We start from the raw sequence: 21,736 nt of genomic DNA, 5'->3' as shown, positions 1-21,736 counted from the left end.
AAGGCTAGTCGCGGATCGCGGGCATCGTGCCCGTGGCGTCTTCGGACTCCCGGGGCACCGGGTCGGGCAGGATCTCGCGGATGCGGTCCTGGATCTGGCGGGTCAGCACCTCGGGCGGCATCGTGCCGTCGACCACCAGGTAGCGGCCGGGGTGGGCGGCGGCCAGCGCGCGGAACTCCTTGCGCACCCGCTGGTGGAACTCCAGAGGCTCGGACTCGATACGGTCGGCCGCCCCGCCCAGCCGGGTCAGCCCCACCTCGGGCGGCGTGTCGATGAGCACGGTCAGATGCGGTACGAGGCCGCCCGTCGCCCACGCGTTGACCCTGGACACGTCTTCGGGGTCGAGCGCCCGGCCGGCGCCCTGGTAGGCCAGGGACGAGTCGACGTAGCGGTCACTGATCACCAGCGAGCCCCGGTGGAGCGCCGGGCGGATCACCTTCTCGACGTGCTCGGCCCGGTCGGCCGCGTAGAGCAGGGCCTCGGACCGGGCCGACAGACCTCGCTCGGCCGCGTCGAGCAGGATGGCCCGCAACCGCATGCCGATCTTGGTGGAGCCGGGCTCCCGCGTCTGGACCACGTCGTAGCCCTGGTCGCGCAGCCAGATGGCGATCAGCCGCGACTGGGTGGTCTTGCCCGAGCCCTCGCCGCCCTCGAACGCGATGAACAGCCCCGGCACGTGCTCGGCCGGCTCGGCGGGGTAACGCTCGCCGCGCACCGCCGCGAGCAGGTCGGCCGACAGCGAGACGCCCTGCCTGTCGTCCATGTGGCGCAGCGCCAGGATCCCGACGGCCATCGCGAGCCCGCCGCCGATGACCAGCACCAGGTTGGTGCCGTCGAAGCGGTAGGCGACGGCGCCGAGGCCGAACTCGTGGGCGCCGAAGAGCGCCGCCAGCGGGTTGGCCACCGCCACCACGAGCAGCAGGGTGACCCGCGCCGTGGACTGCAGGAACGAGAACGTGCGCCCGCGCAGCGCGTCTTCGACCTCCAGCCCGATCAGGGTGTAGCCGATGATCCACGCGATGCCCGCGCACGCCCCGAGCAGCACGGTCAGCATGACGACGATCGGCAGGTTGTGGATCAGCGCGATGGCCACGAGCACCACTCCGGCCACGGTGATGGCCAGGCCGAACAGCCGCCGCCGCGACAGCCCGCGCAGCAGCCTGAGGCCGGCGAACATGCCCAGCGCCATGCCGACGAAGACCGCGCCGAACACGACGCCGTAGGCCGCGTCGCCGCCGCCGAGGGCCACCACGTAGATCTTCGCCACGCCCACCACGGCCCCGCCCGCGGCGAACGCGCCGAGCATGCCGATGATCAGGCCGCGCACGAGCCGGTTGCCGCCCACGAAGCGCCAGCCCTCGACGACCTGCTTGAGCACCGAGGGCGTCGAGATCGCGCCGTCGCGCTTGGGGATGCCGCGCAACGTGAAGATCAGGAAGGCCGACACCAGGTAGGCCAGGGCGTTGACGATCAGCGCAGGAGCTGTCGGGTCCATGCCGTTCAGCAGGGGCAGGACGCTGCGTCCCATGTCGCCGGCCAGGGACAGCGCGGCGAACAGCAGGGCCGCGATCGGCGCGCTGCCGTAGGTGACCAGCAGGTTGAGCCGGTTGGCGGATTCGAGCTGGTCCTTGGGCACCAGGTTGGGCACCGTGGCGTCCTTGGCCGGGACCCAGAACAGGTTGACGCACTCGACCAGGACGGTCGCGACGATCACCCACTGGTAGGTGCCGATGACCGGGATCGACAACACGACCGCGAACCTGGCCAGGTCCGCGGTGAACATGGTCAGCCGCCGGTCGAACCGGTCGGCGAACACCCCGGCCAGCGGCCCGAGCAGCACGGCGGGCAACATCTTGGCGATGAACACGCCGCCCACCGCCAGCGACTGCATGCGGTAGTCGCCCTGGTTGAGGTTTCCGGCGAGGGCGGTCAGGGCCAGGATGTTGAGCCAGTCGCCCAGACTGCACACCGACATGGCCGTCCAGAGCCGGCGGAACGGCGCATGGGCCAGCACATGTGCGGCGCGCCTAGGGGCAGTCATGATTTCAGCGTATCCAGGTGTCGGCCGGACATGGGAAGGCAGCAGACAACGCGGAATTACCCGCTTGTCCGTGGCTGAGGGTATTACGTTCGCGGGTCGGCGTGCAGGTTACCCGCATGGAACAGGCCGTCGAAAACATCGTCAATTCATTACTCCGGCCTCTTGCCTGTTCTCCTCCACCAGAGGCGACCAGGCGGCGCGGACGGCGGCCGGCAGGGCCAGCTCGCCCCAGAGCTCGACCAGCAGCGCGCCGTCGACGTGGTCGAGCAGGTCGGCGGGGCCGCCCTCGCTCAGCAGCGCCGAGTAGGCCGCCCGGCGCTGGTCGCGATCGGCCAGGTCGTAGACCCGGCCGCCGAACCGCAGGACGCCGAGGGCCGCGGCCACCGGCAGCCGCCGCAGGCGGCTCGGGACGTGGAAGCTGCGCCCGCCCGCCGACCTCACGGCGAACTCGACCTTGGGCTCAAGAGCCAGCCGGAACCCGGCCGCGTCGAGGATGCGCCCGGCCGTCTCCAGCGTGGGCGACTTCCTGCCGTGCTCGTAGGCCGACAGCGTGGTGCGCGAGGTGCCGCTCCTGCTGGCCAGCGCCTTCTGGTTCATGCTCGCCGCGTGGCGCGCCTGCCTGAACAGCAGCCCGCCGCGCCGGGCCCAGAAGGCGACGTCGGGCGCGAGCGAAGCCGCCTGGCGCAGCGCCCCTTCGGCGGGGGAGGAAACCATGCTCACCTCCTGCGAGTATCCGCTCGGATACTACGCCAAGATGACGCCACGTGGCGACCGCGTCGCGCAAAGTCAGGAGCGCAGCTCCAGCATAGTGATCTCCGGCGGCGCGCCGACCCGCACCGGCGGCCCCCAGAACCCGGCGCCCCTGGTGACGTAAACCTGCACGCCGTCGACCGTGGCCAGGCCCGACACGACGGGCTGCTGCAGGCCCACCACCAGGTTGAACGGCGCGATCTGGCCGCCGTGCGTGTGCCCCGACAGCTGCAGGTCGACGCCGTAGCCGGCCGCCTGGTCCACCTGGACGGGCTGGTGCGCGAGCAGCACGGTGGAGCGCCCGGGCGTCCGTCCGCCGAGCGCCTTGGCGAAGTCGGGCCCGTCGCCGACGGCCGCGCCGTTGAGGTCGTTGACCCCGGCCAGGTCGAGCACGGCGCCCTGGTGGCTGATCTCCACGCGCTCGTTACGCAGCGAGCGAACGCCGAGCTGGTCGAGCTCCTCGATCCATTCCTGGGGGCCGTTCTGGGTGTAGTACTCGTGGTTACCGGTCACGAAATATGCCCCGTAGCGGGACTCAAGGCTTTTGAGCGGCTTGGCGAGGGCGCCCAACTGGGCCACGGACCCGTCCACCAGGTCGCCGACGATGGCCACCACGTCGGGACGCAGGCCGTTGATCATCCTGACGATGCGCTCGGTATGGCCGACGCCCGTGAGCGGGCCCAGGTGGATGTCGCTCACCACGGCGAAGCGCAGGCCGTTCAGCCTCGGGTCGAGCTTGGGCAACCGGACCCGCACCGGTTCCAGCACCGGGTCGCCCAGGGCGCTGGTCATGCCGTAACCGACCGTGCCGAGCGCGCCGGCCCCGGCCACCACCGCGGTGGTGCGCCCCAAAAAGAGCCGCCTGCTCATGGGCGGCGCGGTCGCGGGAGCGGGCTCAGCGGGGGGCTCAGCGGTCACCTCGGACGGCGAGGCGGCGGACGGCACCGCCGCGACCGGGACCGGCTCCTTGACCGCCACCGACCCGCGCTCGCCCCTGCGGATGATCATCGACGCGACGGCCCGCGGCACCTCCAGCACGAGCAGGAACACCACGAGGTAGAACATCAGCGCCACCCAGAGGTAGCCCGGCCAGGCCAGCCAGTTGCCCAGCTCCATCCGCGTGCCGGCGAACGCGGCCACCACGAGCAGGACCAGCCCGACCAGCCCCCAGGTCAGCGCCTTGCGGACGCGCCCGGGGCGGGTCGCGGAGCGCACCATCCGATGCCACAGATAGAGGTGCGCCACCACGACGAGAGCGACGAAGACCAGCACGATCACACGTCGATGCTACTTACGATTTGGCCGCCGGCTTCTTCGCGGTCGTCTTCTTCGCCGGGGCCTTCCGGGTGGTCTTCTTCGGCGCGGGCGCCCGATCGCGGCGCTCGGCCAGCAGCTCGGCGGCCCGTTCGATGGTGATGTCCTCGACCGTGTCGCCCTTGCGCAGCGACGCGTTCGTCTCGCCGTCGGTCACGTAAGGGCCGAAACGCCCCTCCTTGACCACGACCGGCTTCTTCGACGCCGGATCGTCGCCCAGCTCCCGCAGCGGCGCCGCCGCCGCGGCCCGCCGGCCGCGCTGCTTGGGCTGCGCGAACAGCTCCTTGGCCTGCTCGATCGTGACCGTCAGCAGGTCCTCTTCCGAGGTGAGCGAGCGGGAGTCGGTGCCCTTCTTGATGTACGGCCCGAACTTCCCGTTGTGCGCCACGACCTCCTCGCCGTCGAGCTCGCCCACCACCCGGGGGATGGCCAGCAGCTTGAGCGCGTCGTCGAGGGTGATCGTGTCCAGCGACATCGTCTTGAACAGGGAGCTGGTGCGGGGCTTGGGGGCGTCTGCCTTCTTCGTCCGCTTCTTCGGCGTCTCGTCCTCGGCCGGCTCGGGCAGGATCTCCGTCACGTACGGCCCGTAACGCCCGTCCTTGGCCACGACCATGTGCCCGCTCACGGGGTCGCGCCCCAGCTCGCGGTCGCCGGTCGGCCGCGAGAACAGCTCCTCGGCCTTCTCCGCCGTCAGCTCGTCGGGCGTGGTGTCCTCGGGCACGTTGACCCGAGCGCCGTCTCTGTCCAGGTACGGCCCGTAACGCCCGACCCGCAGGACGATGTCCGTCCCCCTGATCGGGAACGAGCTGATCTCCTTGGCGTCGATGTCACCGAGGTCGGTGACCATCTCCTTCAGCCCCTCGTCGCCGTCGCCCGCGCCGTAGTAGAACCGCTGCAGCTCCGGCACCCGCTCGGCGCGGTCGTTGGCGATGTCGTCGAGCACCTTCTCCATCTCGGCCGTGAAGTCGTAGTCGACCAGGTTGCCGAAATGCTGCTCAAGCAGGTTGACCACGGCGAAGGCCAGGAAGGACGGCACCAGCGCGGTGCCCTTCTTGAACACGTAACCGCGGTCGAGGATCGTGCCGATGATCGACGCGTACGTCGAGGGCCGCCCGATCTCGCGGTCCTCCAGCTCCTTGACCAGCGAGGCCTCGGTGTAGCGGGCCGGCGGCTTGGTGGAGTGGGCGGCCACGTCGAGCCGCGACACGGCCAGCGCGTCGCCCTCGGCCAGGTTGGGCAGCCGCTTCTCGGAGTCGTCGCGGTCGGTCGAGGGGTCGTCGGCCCCCTCCACGTACGCCTTGAGGAAGCCGTAGAAGGTGATCGTCCGGCCCGAGGCGCTGAACTCGACGTCTTCGCCGGAAGCCGAACGGCCGCCGACCTTGACGCTGATCGACTCGCCGACCGCGTCCTTCATCTGCGAGGAGACGGTGCGCTGCCAGATCAGCTCGTAGAGGCGGAACATGTCGCCGGACAGCCCGGTCTCGCCCGGCGTGCGGAACTCCTCGCCGGAGGGCCGGATCGCCTCGTGGGCCTCCTGCGCGCTCTTGACCTTGCTGGTGTAGACGCGCGGCTTGTCGGGCACGTACGCGGCGCCGTAGAGCTTGATGGCCTGCGAGCGGGCGGCGGCGATCGCGGTCTCCGACAGCGTGATGCTGTCGGTACGCATGTAGGTGATGAAACCCTGCTCGTACAGCCGCTGGGCGACCTGCATCGTGTACTTGGCGGAGAAGCCCAGCTTCCGGCTGGCCTCCTGCTGCAATGTGGTCGTCCGGAACGGCGCGTACGGCTTGCGCGTGTACGGCTTGCGCTCGACGGACCTGACCGAGAACGACGTGCCCTGGAGCCGGCCGGCCAGCTCACCGGCGGCGGCCTCGGACAGGTGCAGCACGTCGGCCGTCTTGAGCTGCCCGGTGCTGGCGAAGTCGCGCCCCTGGGCCACCCTCCTGCCGTCGACCGAGGTCAGCGTCGCGGTGAAGTCACGCGGCCGCTCCTCGGGCTTGCCCGAGTCGAACAGCGCCTGCAGGTCCCAGTAGTGGGCGGAGGTGAACGCCATGCGCTCCCGCTCGCGCTCCACCACCAGCCGCGTCGCCACCGACTGCACCCGGCCGGCCGACAGCCGCGGCTTGACCTTCTTCCACAGGACCGGGCTGACCTCGTAGCCGTAGAGCCGGTCGAGGATGCGGCGGGTCTCCTGGGCGTCGACCAGGCGGAGGTTGAGGTCGCGCGGGTTCGCGACGGCGTCGCGGATGGCCTGCGGCGTGATCTCGTGGAACACCATGCGGTGGACGGGCACGGTCGGCTTGAGCACCTCGCGCAGGTGCCAGGCGATCGCCTCGCCCTCCCGGTCCTCGTCAGTGGCCAGGTAGAGTTCGTCAGCACCCTTCAACAGCTGACGCAGCTTGCTGACCTGCGCCTTCTTGTCGGGGTTGACGACGTACAGCGGCTCGAACTCGTGCTCGACGTTCACGCCAAGGCGTGCCCACGACTCCTTCTTGAAGGCCTCGGGGATGTCGTCGGCCCGCTCCGGCAGGTCACGGATGTGGCCGATGCTGGACTCGACCGTGTAGCCGGCGCCGAGGTATTTCTCGATCGTCTTCGCCTTGGCGGGCGACTCGACGATCACCAGGCGTGTTCCGCCGGAGCTGCCGTTCTTGGCTGGCACGCTGCTTCCTACCTCACTGTTCGCTTGCAATCCCCCTGCCGGGAGTCGGCATAGATCTGAAAGGTAACCCGACTCGCGGAAATTTCCTTCCCCCGGGCTACCCACTAGCTTCCGGGTCCACCCACAAGCACGCAGAATAAGCCCCATCGAGCGGCATGGCGCCCTGACTCACCCTGGAGACTAATCGTTGTGCTCGACTACTCCTACATGGATATCTTCATTCCGCGCGACCTCACTCGCGAAGCCGCACGTCAACTGCTGACCGAACACGCAGAGTACGGCCAGTGGGAGCTCGCGCGGGTGCGGGTGCACCCCGACGGGAGCCGGCACGTACGGCTGCGACGCAAGGTCATCCGTGTCCGCAGCACCCTCTGAGCCTGGACATGGCTTTGCCCGCTCCGGGCCGCGCCCCCGGAACGGGCAAAGCATCTATCGCCTACCGCTCCCAGGCGGTGGAGCGGTAGCGGTATCTGTGGTTACCGACCTATGCCGTATATCTACTTACGGCCGAACCGGAACCGGCGGGCGGTCGCGAACAGCGTGGCCGATGCGGCGAACATCGAGCCGAGCAGCAGCGCGAGCAGCGAGCTGGAGTTCATCCCGGTGAGACCGGCAGGCTGGGCGGCGCTCATCAGGCCCAGGTTGCCGACCGGCAGGCCGCCGGTGGCGGAGGTCACGGCGCCGCCGACCGGGGTGGAGGCGAGCAGGTCGGTGGCCGGGGCGAGCGGCGACGAGGGACGCGCCGGCGCCCGGCGCACGTGGTCGGTCCTGTCGGCCATGTGACGCTTGCCGGGCCGGACGGGCACCCGCTTCTCCCAGGACTTGGCCGGCATGTCCACCGCGCCGGGCCTGGCCTGCGCCGGACCCTGCACCGGAGCCTGCGCCTGGCCGGGGAGGCCGGGCAGCTCGGGGAGGGCGGGCAGGCCGAGGGTCTTGGACGCGTCGTCCACGAGCGGCAGCGAGGACAGGCCGCCGCCGACCGGCAGGCCCGAACCCTGGAGCTGCTGCGTCACGTTGCCCGGAACCGGCAGGCCCGAGCCCTGGAGCTGCTGCGTCACGTTGCCGGGGACCGGCAGGCCGCCCGCCTTCGACAGGCCGCCGACGTCGGGCAGCCCGGGAACGCCGCCGGTGCCGTTGACGCCGTTGAGCGCCGGGACGGCGGGCACCGCGGGCAGCAGCCCGCTCTTGGCCGCGGCCTGGTGGCCGGTGGAGCGCAGGAACTGGCTGTAGCCGCCGCCCGGGTAGCCCGGCTTGCCGACGTGCGCGCCGCCCAGGCAGCCCGCCGCGGCGTCGCCCAGCACGGCCACGGCGTTGCCGCAGACGTTGACCGGGGCCGTGATCGGCGCGATCACCTGGTTGCCGCTCAGCACGCCCGAACGGCCGGAGGTCGTGTTGCCGCCGCCGCCCACACCGTTGTGCGGCCAGACGGCCGCGCCGCCCTTGCAGTGGGCGGTGGAGGCGCCGAGCACCGCGGCCGCGTTGCCGCAGACGTTGAGCGGCGCGGTGATCGGAGCCACGGCCTGGTTGCCCGCCCCGACGCCCGACTGCCCGGAGGTGTGGTTGCCGCCGGCGCCCCGGCCGCCGTTCTTGACCGAGACGACGCCCCGGCACCCGGCGAACGCCTTGCCGAACGCGGCCACCGCGTTGCCGCAGACGTTGAGCGGAGCCGTGATCGGCGCGATCACCTGGTTGCCGCTCAGCACGCCCGAACGGCCGGAGGTCGTGTTGCCGCCCGCCCCCGAGCCGGCGCGGGTGTTCAGCACCGTCGCGCCGCCCCGGCAGTTGGCCACCGCGTTGCCGACGGCGTTGCCGCAGGCCGTGATGGGCAGGTTGGCGGGGGCGATCACCTGGTTGCCGCTGCCCGCGCCGTAACGCCCGTCGGTGTCGTTGCCCGTGGAGCCCGGCGCGGCCATGTGGTGCAGCCAGCCGCCGCCGCCCGAGTTGGTGACGCTGGCGCCGCCCTGGCAGCCCGCGAACGCCCGCCCGAACACCGCCACCGCGTTCCCGCAGATGTTGATCGGCCCGTTGACCGGCGCGATCACCTGGTTGCCGCCCAGCGCGGACGAGCGCCCGGACGTACGGTTGCCGCCCGCGTTGCCGACGCCGCTGTTGTGCACGGAGGCGCCGCCCTTGCAGCCCGCGGTCGCGTCGCCGAAGATGGCCAGCGCGTTGCCGCAGGCGTTGATCGGAGCCGTGATCGGCGCCGTGAGCTGGTTCCCGCCGATGAGGCTGGAGTCGCCCGAGGTCTGGTTGCCCCCGGCGCCGCCCTTGCCCTTGTTGTGGACGGTCGCGCCGCCCCGGCAGCCCGCGTCGGACTTGCCGAACAGGGAGACCGCGTTGCCGCAGGCGTTCAGCGGCGCGGTGATCGGCGCGTTGACCTGGTTGCCGCCCAGCACGCTGGAGTTTCCTGAGGTGCGGTTGGGGATGTCGCTCGGGCCGGCGTTCTCGACCGAGGCGCCGCCCTGGGACCCGGCGGACGACTGGCCGGCCGCGCCGACGGCGTTGCCGCTGATGTCGATGGGCAGGTTGATCGGCAGGTTGACCTGGTTGCCCCCGCCGACGGAGGAGTTGCCCGAGGTGTCGGCGAAGGCGGCGCCGCTGCCGAACGACATGACCGCGACCGCCAGAAGGGCCGCAGGAGTAGATGCTCTAGCCCACGTACGCATGGTGAATGCTCCTAGTGGTTCTTGGGGGGATACCTGAAACGGTTCGCGGGCAGCCGAGGCCGTGCGAGGTCGCACACAACGGTGGCCTCGGATTCGCGAACAGGTTGACTGACGTCTCACCCGCCGGCGGAGGGGATCAGACCACGCTCCGCCGTCGCTCTCCGGACGGGACGTCCGGGGCGTGTCGAATGGCGGGATCAGTCAGGTGAGAAGGAAGGGTCGTCCGCCGCTGTGCGGACGACGGGGGGCAGCACACGCGCCATGACGGCGGACTGGTACTGCAGCCGCGGGTCGACACCGGACCTCGCGACATCCCCCATACCGGGCCCGAACGGGCCGCTGCCACCACCGTTGGGCACCAGTCCATCGGTGTCCAAGATCTTTCCGGCGGAGGATGGTGGTGGCAGACCAGGATCCTGCTGGCTGTTGAGACCGTCCACGGTGCGGCCCGCCATCGCCTCGGCGTTGTCCGACGCCGAGAGGTAGCCGGGGGCCGAAAGGGGAGCGGGGGCCGCGTCGGCGGCTCCTGTGGTGGCCGCGGTGGCATCCGCGGCCGCCGGAGCGGCGGACATGGCTCCGAACACGACGGCGAGCAGCCATCCGGCCGCCACGAGGGCGCCCATCGTGACTGCCCGCACGACAACCCTGCGGGCACCGGCCGCGAACCGCGCCATCCGGTCGGCCCGCTCGGCGGTCGTGTCCTGCTCCGGGAGCGTCGTGGGCACGCGGCGCGCAGCGAGGGACGACGCCCTCGACTGCCCGACCTTCGTGCGTGCCACGTGACCTCCCAGCTTCCGGAACCGGCCTCACGTCGTGAGACCGGCCCGTGGACTCACCCCTCAACGATCCGTAACCGTAGCAGCACCCAAAGTTGCCGCAAGGGCTTTTCAGCAGAGACCCCGAAAAAGGCCAAGGACACGCTGGTCCGCTTCACGTAAGACACCTGGGAGGGTCATCGGGACGGTCCGGCGGGACCGCCGGGGGGCCGTCCTGGAGGCGGCGCCTCTCCCCTGTGCCGATACTTGGTATGACTCACCCCCCAGAGTTTGCTAACCTTACGGAGCCGACGCGAGATGACGGTCCCGCGTGCAGGCACCAAGTCCGGGTGGCGGAATAGGCAGACGCGCTAGCTTGAGGTGCTAGTGCCCAGTGATGGGCATGGGGGTTCAAGTCCCCCCTCGGACACACCGCACACATGTGGAGGCACCGGTTCAACCGGGCCTCCACATTCTGCTTTCTGGGGGCAGTACGTAACCCAGCCCAGGTTGCGGGGACTCCAAGCCCGCAGACTCCCCTCTCCATGACGGTGATGCGCTGCGCCGTCGTGAGCGCGTTCAGCTTCCGCCAGGGATGGGCCGCGCGCGCGGGCTCGGCGGCGACGCGAAGGAGGGTGCGGTCTTCGGGGGTACGGCGATGAGTTTCGTCGGTGGGGGTGGTCAGTATGGGGGTGACGAGGACTGCTGACGAGACCCACAACCGCAAGGCCGGCCGTGACGAGGTCAGGCCCGAGACCGATAGAGGTACCGTGTCCAGCCCACAGCTCGAATCATCCGCCAAGGGCGTGTCCGCCGGTGCGGGCCGTACGCCCGCCGTGATCCGGTTGCTGGTGCTGGCGACGTTCGTGGTCGTGCTCAACGAGACGATCATGATCAACGCGATCCCCCGGCTGATGGACGCCATGCACATCACCGAGCAGACCGCCCAGTGGCTCTCCACGGCGTTCATGCTGACCATGGCCGGGGTCATCCCGATCACCGGCTGGTTCCTGCAGCGGGTCACCACCCGCACGGCGTACACCACCGCCATGGGGCTGTTCCTGCTGGGCACGGCGCTGGCCGCGGTCGCGCCGGTGTTCGGGGTGCTGCTGGGGGCCCGGATCGTCCAGGCGTCGGGCACGGCCGTGATGATGCCGCTGCTGATGACCACGCTCATGCAGGTCGTGCCGGAGAGGGACCGGGGGCGGGTGATGGGCAACGTGACGCTGGCGATCTCCGTCGCCCCGGCCATGGGTCCGGCGATCTCCGGGGTGATCCTGCACTTCGGGTCGTGGCGGCTGCTGTTCGCGGTGGTGCTGCCGATCGCCGGGCTGATCACGTGGAGCGGCCTGCGGCAGCTCAGGAACACCGGCGAGCCCGAGGTCAGCACCATCGACTGGTTCAGCGTGGTGACGGCGGCGGCCGGGTTCGGCGGGCTGGTCTACGGGCTGAGCCGGTTCGAGGGCGGCGACGTGCGCGTCGCCGCCGCGATCACGGCGGCCGGGCTGGTCACCATCGCCGTCTTCGTGGTGCGCCAGCTCGTGCTGCAGAGGCGCGGCGCGCCGCTGATGGACCTGCGCACGTTGCGCCACCGCACGTACACGGTGGCGCTGGTGCTGATGTCGGTGGCCTTCATGGCGATGCTCGGGTCGATGATCCTGCTGCCTCTCTACCTGCAGAACGTCCGGGCGCTCAGCCCGCTGGAGACGGGGCTGCTGGTGATGCCGGGCGGGCTGGCGATGGGGCTGCTCGGCCCGGCCGTCGGGCGCGTGTTCGACAACCACGGCGGCCGGGTGCTGGTCATCCCCGGCGCGATCGGGATCATGCTCGCGCTGGCCGGGTTCACCCAGGTCACGATGACGATGCCGTACTGGCAGCTGCTCGGCCTGCACGCGCTGCTCATGGTGAGCCTGGCCGCGACCTTCACCCCGGTCTTCACGCTCGGCCTCGGTGCGGTCCCGCCGCACCTGTACCCGCACGGCAGCTCGATCCTGAGCACGCTCCAGCAGGTCGCGGCGGCGATCGGCACCGCGCTGGTGGTCACCGTGATGAGCGCGCGGGCCGACACCCTGCGGGCCGAGGGCCTCACGCAGGCCCTGGCGACCCTCGGCGGCATGCGGCTGGCGTTCGTGGTGGGCGCGGTCCTGTCGGTGGCGGTGGTGGTGACCGCGCTGCTGCTGCCGGCCAGGGCGGAGCGCGCCGTCGAGCACTAGGGGGCGGTGGCGCCCAGGTAGGTGAGGACGGCGCGCACCCGGCGGTTGGTGTCGTCGTCGGCGGCGAGGCCGAGCTTGGCGAAGATCGTGGTCGTGTACTTGCTGATGGCGCCCTCGCTGAGGAACAGCCGGGCCGCGATCGCCGCGTTCGACAGGCCCTCGGCCATGAGTTCGAGCACCGAGCGTTCGCGTTCGGTGAGGGTGGCGAGGGGGTCGGCGTGGGCGGGGCGGCCGAGCAGCTTGGCGACCACCGTCGGGTCGAGGGCCGTGCCGCCGTCGGCGACGCGGGCGAGGGCGTCCATGAACTGGCCGGCGTCGAGCACGCGGTCCTTGAGCTGGTAGCCGACGCCGCCCTGGCCGTCGGCCAGCAGTTCGCGGGCGTAGAGCTGCTCCACGTGCTGGGAGAGGATCAGCACCGGCAGGCCCGGCACCTCGCGGCGGGCGGCGAGCGCGGCCTGGAGCCCCTCGTCGGAGAAGGTCGGCGGCAGCCGCACGTCCACGATGGCCACGTCGGGACGGTGGCCGACCAGCGCTTCGAGCGCCGCGGGCCCGGAGTCGACGGCCGCGACGACGGTGTGCCCGTACGCCTGGACGAGCCGGACGAGCCCGTCGCGGAGCAGGAAGAGATCCTCGGCTATGACAATTCGCACGGCACCGCCACTGAGACGCGGGTGGGACCCCCGAGGGGGCTGTCGATGTCCAGACGTCCGCCGAAGGCGGCCATCCGGCGTCTGACGCCGTCGAGCCCGGAGCCGGCGGACGCGCTCGCCCCGCCGGCGCCGTCGTCGGCGACGGTCGCGGTGAGGGTCCGCGCCTGCGGCTCGTAGTCGAGCTCGACGGTCGCCCGGGTGGCGCGGGCGTGTTTGGCCACGTTCGCCAGCAGTTCGGCGACGGCGAAGTAGACCGCGGACTCGACCGGGCGCTCGGGCCGCGCGGGCACGGAACTGCGTACGGCGACCTCGACGGGCGCGTCGAGCGCCAGGGCCCGGACGGCGTCGACCAGGCCGCGCTCGGTGAGCACCGGCGGGTTGATGCCGCGGACCAGCGAGCGCAGCTCGGCCAGCGCCGCGATCGACGAGGCGCGGGCGTCGGCCAGGATGGCGCGGGCGGCGGCGGGGTCGGTCTCCAGGAGGTGTTCGGCGGCCTGCATCGACATGCCCATGCCGACCAGCCGCGCCTGGGCCCCGTCGTGCAGGCCGCGCTCGATGCGTTCGAGCTCGGCGGCCTGGGTCTGGGTGAGGTCGGCGCGCACGGCCTCCAGCTCCGCCACCCGCCGGCCGAGCCGCGAGTCCGGGATCGGGCCGAGGAAGCGGCGGGCCAGGGGGCCGAGGACGCGCCAGGCGAACGGCGCGGCGGCCAGCCCGGCGACGATCAGGGCGAGTCCGAGGCCGCGGAAGCCCGGGACGAGCGTCAGGTAGCCGCCGCCGGCCAGGCCGACCAGCGGCAGGGCCGCGACCGGCAGCACGGTCAGCCCGGCGAGCAGGCACCACAGCCCGTCCCAGTGCAGTTGGGGGTCGTGGAAGCGGGCGTTCATCCGGGCGCGGCGGCGGGCCTCCCGTTCGGACTTGTGGTACTCCTCGCCGTCCCACCAGTGGCCGGTGGCCATGCGGGTGACCGGGGAGGGGGTGCGGTAGGCGACCTCGATGCGCAGGCCGAGCCAGCGCGCGGCGAGCCGGCGGGCGACCTGGCTGAAGGTGCGGCTGGTCAGCGGGTGCACGACCCACAGGGCCACGGCGATCCACACGATCACCACCAGCGTCTCACCCAGCAGCGCCAGGGCCACGACGAACGGGGGCGCGGTCAGGTTCGCCGACCAGGAGTAGGCCAGCTCGGCGCCGAAATGGCCGACGACGACGCCGACGATCGGCATCAGGCAGGTCAGCAGGACCAGGACGGCCGAGCGGCAGAGTCCGAGCACGATCTCGGCGCCCCAGCGCAGGGGCCCGCCCCTCGCGGGCGGTCTCACCTGCCAGCGTCCTTCGGCACGGCGCCAATTGTGCCAGGCTGCCCTTTTCGGCGATGTCCGGGCACCCCTCTGATCGTCCCGAGTGGGCGGGCTGTCACGTCTGTCGTCTCCGGTTCCCGGGCGCTCCCGCCCGACCTGGGAGAACATACGGCCGAAGCCCCCTCCCCCGGTATCCCGCTACGCCCCCGTACGAAGTGGGCCCAGACCCACCGCGACGGCGACGGCGGCGCGGACGAACGCGGCCACGGCCGGCGAGCGCGACCCCTGCGGCCACCCCACGGCCAGCTCGGACGGCGTCAGGTCGGCGACCTCCCGGTAGGCGATGCCCGGCCGGGGGTGCCGCCGCGCCACCGAGACGGGGACGAACCAGACGGCGCTGCCCAGTTCCACCAGGTTGCAGACCTGGGCCAGGTCCAGGCCGGTGCGGCGCGGCCGGTGCCCGGGAAGGGGTTCGGCGCCGTCCCGCTCGGCGGGGGTGCCGTCGGGCAGCGGCCGGCCGGCCAGGTCGGCCATGGTCAGGACGGGCCGGGCGGCCAGCGGGTCGGCGGCCGACAGCGCGACCAGGCGGGGCTCGCTCAGCAGCGGCTCGGTGTCGAGGTTGCGGTGGTCGAAGGGGGTGGCCAGCAGCGCGACGTCGGCCCGGCCGTCGCGCAGGGCGGGGGCCTGCTCGTTGCGCCCGCCCAGCAGCAGCTCGACCGGGAGCGCGCCCGCCTCGTCGCGGTAGGCGGCGAGGATCCGCGGCAGCAGCCCGGCGTCGTAGTCGGCCTTGAGCGCCACCCGGAGCTCCGGCTCGGGACGGGCCGCGTGCCGGACCCGGCGGGCCGCCGCGGCGACCGCGTCGAGGGCGGCCCTGGCGTCGCGCAGGAAGACCTCGCCCGGCGGGGTGAGCGTGACCTGCCGCGTGGTGCGCTCCAGCAGGCGCACGCCCAGCCGGCGTTCCAGCTCGCGGATCGCCCGGGACAGCGGGGGCTGCGCCATGCCCAGCCGCTCGGCGGCCCGCCCGAAGTGCAGTTCCTCGGCCACGGCCACGAAGTAGCGGAGCTCGCGCACCTCCAGGTCATTCATATCCGCAGGGTATCAATGGTGATCGGATCGGTCCTTCAGGTTCGCCGCCGCGCTCGGTTGACTGGCCGTGCCCCCCAGATCGACATTCCCGATTCCCCTTGGAGTTCTCCTTGATCGTCATCACCACGCCCACCGGCCGGATCGGCCGGCGGGTTCTCGACCTCGTCCTGGCCGCGGGCGAGCCGGTCCGCGTCGTCGTCCGGGAGCCGGACCGCCTGCCTGCGTCCGTGCGGGAGCGGGTGGAGGTCGTGCCGGGTTCGCACGGCGACGCCCGCGTCGTCGAGGAGGCGTTCGCGGGCGCCGACGCCGTGTTCTGGGTCGTGCCGCCGAATCCGCGGGCCGCCGGCCTCGACGCCGCCTACCTGGACTTCAGCCGCCCGGCCTGCGAGGCGTTCGTGCGGAGCTGGGTGGGCCGGGTGGTCGGGGTCTCGGCCCTGGGCCGCGGCCTGCCGCTGAACGCCGGTCTCGTGACGGCCTCGCTGGCCATGGATGACCTGATCGCCGCCACGGGCGTGCACTACCGGGCCCTGACGCTGCCCTCGTTCATGGACAATCTGCTCGACCAGGCGGCGGTGATCAGGGACCAGGGCGTGTTCTTCTCGCCGATCCACGGCGACCTGAAGGCCCCCGCCTGCGCCACCCGCGACATCGCGGCGGCGGCCGCCGGGCTGCTGCTCGACCGCGGCTGGACCGGGCGGGCCGACGTCCCGGTGCTCGGCCCGGAGGACCTGTCGGGCGAGGACATGGCCCGGATCATGGCCGAGGTGCTGGGACGGCCGGTCGGCCTGCGGCACGTGCCGATGGCGGCGTTCCGGGCCAGGCTGGCCGAGCAGGGCTGGTCGGAGGCGATGGCCCAGGGGATGGCCGACATGATGGAGGCCAAGAACCAGGGGCTGGACAACGCCGAGCCGCGCACCCCGCAGGCCACCACGCCCACCGGCTTCCGCCAGTGGTGCGAGGAGGAACTGCGGCCGGCCGTCCTGGGCTGAGCGGTCCCTTGTGCGGGGCTCCGGCGCGGCGTAGCGTGACTGATGACCAGATTTCATATCTAGTCACGAGGGGTGGCCCATGGCGGAGAGGGCGGACCGGATCCTCGACGCCGCGGGCGAGCTGCTCCTGCGTCACGGCTACCGCAGGGTCACCGTCGACGACATCGCGGGCCGCGCCGGGGTCGGCAAGGGCACCGTCTACCTGCACTGGCGGACCAAGAACGAGCTGTTCGAGGCGCTGCTGCTGCGGGAGTCCATCGAGGTCGTGGAGGAGTTCGCGGCGCTGTTGCGGCACGACCCCGCCCAGGTGCTGCCGCATCGGTTCTCGCGGGCGGCCTTCGTCTCCATGAGCCGCAGGCCGCTGCTGCGGGCGCTGTTCACCACCGACATCGAGCTGCTGGGCAAACTGGCCAAACACCCACTGCGCAGCCACGACCTGCTCGCGGCCGAGCGGTTCCAGCGGGTGGCCGACCGGTACGGCCTGCTCAGGCCCGACATGCCACACCCCCGGTACACGCTGAGCGCCGCGTCCACGGGTTTCTACCTGCTCGGCGGCATCGACACCGTCGGGACGGAGCTGAGCGTCGAGGAGCAGGCGGACGCGCTCGCCTTCACCGTGCGTCACGCCTTCGAGCCTGCCGTGGAGCCGTCCGCCGAGGTGCTGGCGGCGGCCGCGGCGGAGTACGTCGCAATTCTCGAGGAACTGATCCCGCCCTACCGAAAGTGGATCTACGACTAAGGAGAGGCGATGTCCGACATCGTCGAACGGTACAACATCTCCAAACAGCACTTCTGGCTGCACGGGCCGCGATCGGGCCCGTCCGTCGAGTACGACGCCGCCGCCGGGATGTACAACGTTCACGGCTACCAGGAAGTGCACGACGTGCTCGCCGACCCCGGCACGTTCTCCTCCGACACCATGCGGCTGGTCCCCAAGGGGCTGCTGCCGGAGGGCGAGGACTTCTCGATGAAGGGGTTCATCACCCAGATCGACCCGCCGGACCACGGCAAGCTGCGCAAGCTGGTCAGCAGCGCGTTCACCCGCAAGGTCGTCGCGGACCTCGAACCGCGGATCGCCGAGCTCACCCACGAGCTGCTCGACGCGGCCGACGGCCGCGACCGCCTGGAGCTGGTGTCCGACCTGGCCTACCCGCTCCCCGTCATCGTCATCGCCGAGCTGCTGGGCGTGCCGAGCAGCGACCGGGCCCTGTTCAGGCAGTGGGCCGACGGGCTGTTCCAGCGCGACGCCAAGGTCTCGCTCGCCGAGCCGGCGGAGGACCAGAGCGCGAGCGTGGCGAACACCCTCAAACCATGGCGGGAGATGACGCGGTACCTCGCCGGGCACGCCGCCGAGCGCCGCGCGCGGCCCCGCGCCGACCTGCTCACCAAGCTGGTCGAGGCCGAGGTGGACGGCGAGCGCCTGCCCGACGACCAGGTCGTCAACTTCGCGATCCTGCTGCTGCTGGCCGGGCACATCACCACGACGATGCTGCTCGGCAACACGGTGGTGTGCCTGGACGCCTTCCCCGGCGAGCAGGACAAGGTACGGGCCGACCGCTCCACCGTCCCGGCCGTGATCGAGGAGTCGTTGCGGCTGTTCACCCCGTTCGCCGCGCTGGGCCGGTCGACCACCCGCGAGGTCGAGCTGGGCGGGGTGACGATCCCGGCCGACAAGGTGGTCATGCTCTGGCTCGGCTCGGCCAACCGGGACCCGGCGCAGTTCCCCCACCCCGACGTCTTCGACGCCGGCCGCGACCCCAACCCGCATCTCGCCTTCGGCCGGGGCATCCACTTCTGCCTGGGCGCCCCGCTGGCCCGGCTGGAGGGGCGGGTGGCGCTGAACATCCTGCTCGACCGGGTCGGCGTCCTGCGCACCGATCCCGGTGACCCGGTCGTCTTCATGCCCACGCCGACCATGACGGGGGTGAACCGGCTGCCGCTCGTGCGGTGAGCCGCCGCTGCGCGGGGGCCGGTTCCCGCCCTCGTCAAGCGCGGGTCCAGGACGCGGCAAAGTGCCGCGCGTCGCCGTGGGCGGCCCGTCCTGTGGGGGCCAAGGTGGCTTGTTCACCTTCGTCGCACCACAAGAGGGGACGATCCTGGCTATGAGCGGCAAGCAGCGGAGACTGGAGCTGAGCGTGCCGCAGATCGTGGGAAGCGCCCTGGCCGCGGTCACCGCCGCGGTCGCGGCCTCCTACCTCGGGACGGCGGGGACGGTGATCGGCGCCGCGATGATGAGCGTGGCCAGCACCGTCATCGCCGACGTCTACACGCATTACCTCAAGCGCACCGGCGACAGGGTGAAGCGGCGCACGGCCGTCGCCCTGCGCGGGCGGAGGCCGCGGTGGGCCAGGGTGGGCGGGGCCGCGGCCCTGGTGTTCACCGTCAGCATGGGCAGCATCGTGATCTACGAGGTCATCGCCGACCGCACGGTGGCCGACCAGGTCGCCGGACGGGCCCCGGGCGAGGCCGGCAGAGCCCCCGGCCGCAAGGACCGCCGGGACGGGCGGGCCGCCGGGGAGCCGCGGCACGAACGTCCCGCGACCCGGCCGCCGAGCCCGACGCCGTCACCCGGGCCGTCCGCCGGCTCGTCCGCGACGCCGACGCCGTCCGTGCCGGTCACGGTCACGCCGACGCCCACGCCGGGCGGGACGGGCTCGGCCGGGCCGTCCCCCACGGCCACGCCGGACGCCACCCCCTCGGACCCCGTCCCCACCGCCCTGCCCTCGCCGACCGAGAGGGACCCGGGCGAGCCGGCCGACCCCAACTTCGGCGACCTCCTCTTCCGCTGACCCGACTGCCGTGAGGGCCCTGCGTCGAGCAGTGGATCCCAAGTGGCCTCCAAGTAGGCGTTCCTAGGCTGGCCGCACTTGAGCTGAGAGGCGGGTGAGCCATGGGGGTGGCGGGTGACGGTTCCAGGCGGGGGGCGCCGGCCGTGAAGGATCCGTACGGCACGCCGCGCCCGGCCCCGCGCCACGCGGCGCCCGGGACGCCGGACCGGCGGGAAGGGCAGGGCATCTACCGGGAGGAGGCGCTGCGGCACCGGGCGATGTCGCGGGTCACCCGGATGCCGCCGGTGATCAGCACCCCGTCGTTCCTCGCGCTGTGGCTGCTGGTGGCCGCGCTCCTCGCCACCGGCCTCCTGCTGACCATGGCCGCGGTCGAGGCGGTCGCCTGATGTTGCGCCGCATGCCCGTCCTGCTCCAGAACACCGACACCGAGTGCGGCGCGGCCTGCCTGGCCATGGTGCTGTGCCACCACGGGCACCGCACCACGCTCCAGCAGGTCGCCGAGCGCCTCCAGGTCGGCAGGGACGGCCTGAGCGCCAAGGCCGTCGTGGACGGCGCCCGCGACCACGGCCTGAAGGCCCGCGCCTTCTCCCTGGCCCCCGAGGACCTGGCCCGCGTGCCGCTGCCCGCCGTCGCGCACTGGGAGTTCAACCACTTCATCGTGGTCGAGCGCTGGTCCCCCGACCGCGTGGACGTCGTCGACCCCGGGCACGGCCGCCGCAGGCTGACGCCGGAGGAGTTCGGGGCCGGGTTCACCGGCGTGCTGCTGGTGTTCGAGCCGGGCGAGGGGTTCCGGCGCGGCACGACGTCGGCGGCGGGCGCCTGGCGCAGGGAGTTCGTCCGGACGCTGTTCCGGCGGCGCAGGGGGCTGCTCGCGCAGCTCATCGCGGCCTCGCTGCTGCTGCAGGTGCTCGGGCTCGCGCTGCCGATGTTCTCCCAGCTCCTCCTGGACTCCATCGTGCCCAGGCGGGCGGTGGACGTGCTGCCCCTGCTGGGCGTCTGCGTGCTGCTCGCGGGGGCGGCCCAGCTGGTGATCGGGTACCTGCGGGCGGCCCTGCTGGTCGCCGTACGGGCCCGGGCCGACCAGGAGCTCACCGAGAGCCTGGTCGGCCATCTGGTGGCGCTGCCGTACCGGTACTTCCAGCAGCGCGGCAAGGGCGACCTGGTGACCAGGGCGGGCAGCGTCTCGACGCTCGGCGACATCCTCACCGGGCAGGTCGTGGCGGCGCTGCTGGACGGCCCGCTGGCCGTGGGCTACCTGGTGCTGGTCTACCTCTGGGACCCGGTGTTCGGGCTGGCGCTGACCGGGCTGGCCGTGCTGCAGACGGTCCTGCTGCTGGCCACCACCAGCCGGATCGCCACGCTCACCCGGCAGGAGCTGACGGCGCTGTCGGCGTCCCAGACCAGCCTGATCCAGACGATCACCGGCATCGAGACGCTGAAGGCGTCGGGCGCCGAGAAGCGGGCCGTGGACCAGTGGTCGTCCCACTTCGCCAGGCAGCTCGACGCGGACGTGCGGGCCGGGCTGACCAGGGGGCTGCTGGAGTCGGCGCTGGCCGCCATCCGGGTGACGGCGCCGCTCGGGCTGCTGTGGCTGGGCGCCTGGCGGGTGCTCGACGGGCAGCTCACGGTGGGCGCGCTGGTGGCGCTGAACGCCATCGCGCTCGGCGCGCTGACCCCGCTCGGCTCGCTGATGACCGGGCTGCAGAGCCTCCAGCAGGCGGGCGCGCACTTCGACCGGCTGTCCGACATCCTGGCCTCGGAGCCGGAGCCGAGCAACGGCATCGAGGTGCTGCGGCTGCGCGGCGCGGTCGAGCTGCGCGGGGTGAGCTTCCGCCACGACCCGCGCGCCCCCTGGACCGTGCGCGACGTCTCCGTCTCCATCCGCCCCGGCCAGAAGGTCGCCCTGGTGGGCGCGTCCGGGTCGGGCAAGAGCACGCTGGCCCGGCTGCTGCTGGCGCTGCACACGCCGGTGCACGGCGAGATCCGTTACGACGGCGTCCCGGCCGCCGAGCTGAACCTGCGCACGCTGCGCCGCCAGTTCGGCGTGGTCACCCAGGACCCGTCCCTGTTCAGCGGCTCGATCAGGGAGAACATCGCGCTGAACGAGCCGGGCGCGTCGCTGGAGCGGGTGGTCGCCGCGGCCCGGCTGGCGGCGCTGCACGACGAGATCATGGACATGCCCATGGGGTACGAGACGATGCTCACCGACGGCGGCGGCCTGTCGGGCGGGCAGCGGCAGCGGCTCGCCCTGGCCCGCGCCGTCCTGTCGCGCCCGAAGGTGCTGCTGCTGGACGAGGCCACCAGCAACCTCGACAGCGCCACGGAGGCGGCCATCGAGGCGAACCTGAGCCGGCTCGTCCAGACCAGGATCGTGATCGCCCACCGGCTCAGCACGGTCAGGGACGCCGACCTGATCCTGGTGATCGACGCGGGCCGGGTGGTGCAGCGCGGCACCCACGACGAGCTGACGGCCATGGGCGGCAAGTACGCCGAGCTGGTCGCCGCCCAGGCCGTGCTGTCCTGACC

Annotated in this window: 17 protein-coding genes and 1 tRNA gene; 9 read left to right on the top strand and 9 right to left on the bottom strand. The window is 72.2% G+C overall.

Annotated features, from left to right (window positions below; genetic code table 11):
• Positions 1-4 precede the first annotated feature (4 nt).
• The 4 genes from tmk to topA all read right to left on the bottom strand — a co-directional run bounded on the left by tmk (position 5) and on the right by topA (position 6,767).
• Entirely contained in the window at positions 5-2,041 is a 2,037-nt protein-coding gene (tmk, locus tag ACIBQ8_RS27360) for a dTMP kinase (protein WP_397193306.1), read from the bottom strand.
• A 141-nt stretch (positions 2,042-2,182) separates the two neighbouring features.
• The gene (locus ACIBQ8_RS27355) at positions 2,183-2,755 is read right to left on the bottom strand and encodes a helix-turn-helix transcriptional regulator (protein WP_397178656.1); all 573 of its coding nucleotides are present in this window, start codon (positions 2,753-2,755) and stop codon (positions 2,183-2,185) included.
• A gap of 72 nt (positions 2,756-2,827) precedes the next feature.
• Positions 2,828-4,069, bottom strand: coding sequence for a metallophosphoesterase (locus tag ACIBQ8_RS27350; protein WP_397178657.1), 1,242 nt, complete (start codon positions 4,067-4,069; stop codon positions 2,828-2,830).
• Between the two features lie 13 nt (positions 4,070-4,082).
• Positions 4,083-6,767, bottom strand: coding sequence for a type I DNA topoisomerase (topA, locus tag ACIBQ8_RS27345; RefSeq protein WP_397193305.1), 2,685 nt, complete (start codon positions 6,765-6,767; stop codon positions 4,083-4,085).
• 207 nt (positions 6,768-6,974) lie between these two features.
• Here topA and ACIBQ8_RS27340 point away from each other — a divergent pair, with 207 nt between their 5' ends.
• Positions 6,975-7,142: a DUF5703 family protein gene (locus ACIBQ8_RS27340; RefSeq protein WP_379478577.1), complete on the top strand. Its 168-nt coding sequence runs from the start codon at positions 6,975-6,977 to the stop codon at positions 7,140-7,142.
• A 122-nt stretch (positions 7,143-7,264) separates the two neighbouring features.
• Here the strand turns inward: ACIBQ8_RS27340 and ACIBQ8_RS27335 are convergent, their stop codons facing one another.
• Both ACIBQ8_RS27335 and ACIBQ8_RS27330 read right to left on the bottom strand, forming a co-directional pair.
• A complete protein-coding gene (locus ACIBQ8_RS27335; protein ID WP_397193304.1) occupies positions 7,265-9,379 on the bottom strand; it encodes a chaplin family protein in 2,115 nt (704 codons plus the stop codon).
• A gap of 251 nt (positions 9,380-9,630) precedes the next feature.
• The gene (locus ACIBQ8_RS27330) at positions 9,631-10,212 is read right to left on the bottom strand and encodes a hypothetical protein (RefSeq protein ID WP_397178660.1); all 582 of its coding nucleotides are present in this window, start codon (positions 10,210-10,212) and stop codon (positions 9,631-9,633) included.
• A gap of 320 nt (positions 10,213-10,532) precedes the next feature.
• On the opposite strand from ACIBQ8_RS27330, the gene ACIBQ8_RS27325 reads away from it, so the two are divergent.
• A tRNA-Leu gene (locus ACIBQ8_RS27325) sits at positions 10,533-10,618 on the top strand.
• A gap of 340 nt (positions 10,619-10,958) precedes the next feature.
• Positions 10,959-12,401, top strand: coding sequence for an MDR family MFS transporter (locus ACIBQ8_RS27320; RefSeq protein WP_397193303.1), 1,443 nt, complete (start codon positions 10,959-10,961; stop codon positions 12,399-12,401).
• Here ACIBQ8_RS27320 and ACIBQ8_RS27315 read toward each other — a convergent pair.
• The 3 genes from ACIBQ8_RS27315 to ACIBQ8_RS27305 form a co-directional block, all read right to left on the bottom strand.
• On the bottom strand, positions 12,398-13,051 hold the full coding sequence (locus tag ACIBQ8_RS27315; RefSeq protein WP_397178662.1) for a LuxR C-terminal-related transcriptional regulator: 654 nt from the start codon (positions 13,049-13,051) through the stop codon (positions 12,398-12,400). The two genes, ACIBQ8_RS27320 and ACIBQ8_RS27315, sit on opposite strands and share 4 nt — an antisense overlap.
• Positions 13,036-14,367: a sensor histidine kinase gene (locus ACIBQ8_RS27310; protein ID WP_397193302.1), complete on the bottom strand. Its 1,332-nt coding sequence runs from the start codon at positions 14,365-14,367 to the stop codon at positions 13,036-13,038. The genes ACIBQ8_RS27315 and ACIBQ8_RS27310 overlap by 16 nt, the downstream gene beginning before the upstream one ends.
• 177 nt (positions 14,368-14,544) lie before the next feature.
• Positions 14,545-15,432: a LysR family transcriptional regulator gene (locus tag ACIBQ8_RS27305; RefSeq protein WP_397193301.1), complete on the bottom strand. Its 888-nt coding sequence runs from the start codon at positions 15,430-15,432 to the stop codon at positions 14,545-14,547.
• A gap of 110 nt (positions 15,433-15,542) precedes the next feature.
• Between ACIBQ8_RS27305 and ACIBQ8_RS27300 the strand changes: the two genes are divergently transcribed.
• The 6 genes from ACIBQ8_RS27300 (at position 15,543) to ACIBQ8_RS27275 (ending at position 21,734) form a co-directional block, all read left to right on the top strand.
• Positions 15,543-16,421: an NAD(P)H-binding protein gene (locus ACIBQ8_RS27300; protein ID WP_397193300.1), complete on the top strand. Its 879-nt coding sequence runs from the start codon at positions 15,543-15,545 to the stop codon at positions 16,419-16,421.
• Positions 16,422-16,500: 79 nt separating this feature from the next.
• Positions 16,501-17,160 carry a TetR/AcrR family transcriptional regulator gene (locus tag ACIBQ8_RS27295; RefSeq protein ID WP_397193299.1) on the top strand — a complete coding sequence of 220 codons (660 nt, stop codon included), beginning with the start codon at positions 16,501-16,503 and terminating at the stop codon, positions 17,158-17,160.
• A gap of 9 nt (positions 17,161-17,169) precedes the next feature.
• Positions 17,170-18,372 (top strand): cytochrome P450, encoded by a 1,203-nt coding sequence (locus ACIBQ8_RS27290; RefSeq protein WP_397193298.1) that lies wholly within the window; start codon positions 17,170-17,172, stop codon positions 18,370-18,372.
• A gap of 151 nt (positions 18,373-18,523) precedes the next feature.
• Entirely contained in the window at positions 18,524-19,210 is a 687-nt protein-coding gene (locus ACIBQ8_RS27285) for a hypothetical protein (protein ID WP_397193297.1), read from the top strand.
• A 143-nt stretch (positions 19,211-19,353) separates the two neighbouring features.
• On the top strand, positions 19,354-19,596 hold the full coding sequence (locus ACIBQ8_RS27280) for a hypothetical protein (protein WP_397178669.1): 243 nt from the start codon (positions 19,354-19,356) through the stop codon (positions 19,594-19,596).
• 11 nt (positions 19,597-19,607) lie between these two features.
• Positions 19,608-21,734: a peptidase domain-containing ABC transporter gene (locus ACIBQ8_RS27275; RefSeq protein ID WP_397193296.1), complete on the top strand. Its 2,127-nt coding sequence runs from the start codon at positions 19,608-19,610 to the stop codon at positions 21,732-21,734.
• Positions 21,735-21,736: the final 2 nt, after the last annotated feature.

It is taken from the genome of Nonomuraea sp. NPDC049646, assembly GCF_044465525.1.
Taxonomy (GTDB): Bacteria; Actinomycetota; Actinomycetes; order Streptosporangiales; family Streptosporangiaceae; genus Nonomuraea.
The sequence above is the reverse complement of the archived record's forward strand: the minus strand, read 5'-3'. Positions and strand labels throughout refer to the sequence as shown.

Bases quoted from the DNA above. Each gene is read 5' to 3' on its own strand.
- ACIBQ8_RS27355 (WP_397178656.1), bottom strand. From the start codon at position 2,755: ATGGTTTCCTCCCCCGCCGAAGGGGCGCTGCGCCAGGCGGCTTCGCTC.
- ACIBQ8_RS27290 (WP_397193298.1), top strand. From the start codon at position 17,170: ATGTCCGACATCGTCGAACGGTACAACATCTCCAAACAGCACTTCTGG.
- ACIBQ8_RS27285 (WP_397193297.1), top strand. From the start codon at position 18,524: ATGAGCGGCAAGCAGCGGAGACTGGAGCTGAGCGTGCCGCAGATCGTG.
- tmk (WP_397193306.1), bottom strand. From the start codon at position 2,041: ATGACTGCCCCTAGGCGCGCCGCACATGTGCTGGCCCATGCGCCGTTC.
- ACIBQ8_RS27295 (WP_397193299.1), top strand. From the start codon at position 16,501: ATGGCGGAGAGGGCGGACCGGATCCTCGACGCCGCGGGCGAGCTGCTC.
- ACIBQ8_RS27340 (WP_379478577.1), top strand. From the start codon at position 6,975: ATGGATATCTTCATTCCGCGCGACCTCACTCGCGAAGCCGCACGTCAA.
- ACIBQ8_RS27275 (WP_397193296.1), top strand. From the start codon at position 19,608: ATGCCCGTCCTGCTCCAGAACACCGACACCGAGTGCGGCGCGGCCTGC.
- ACIBQ8_RS27335 (WP_397193304.1), bottom strand. From the start codon at position 9,379: ATGTCGTTCGGCAGCGGCGCCGCCTTCGCCGACACCTCGGGCAACTCC.
- ACIBQ8_RS27305 (WP_397193301.1), bottom strand. From the start codon at position 15,432: ATGAATGACCTGGAGGTGCGCGAGCTCCGCTACTTCGTGGCCGTGGCC.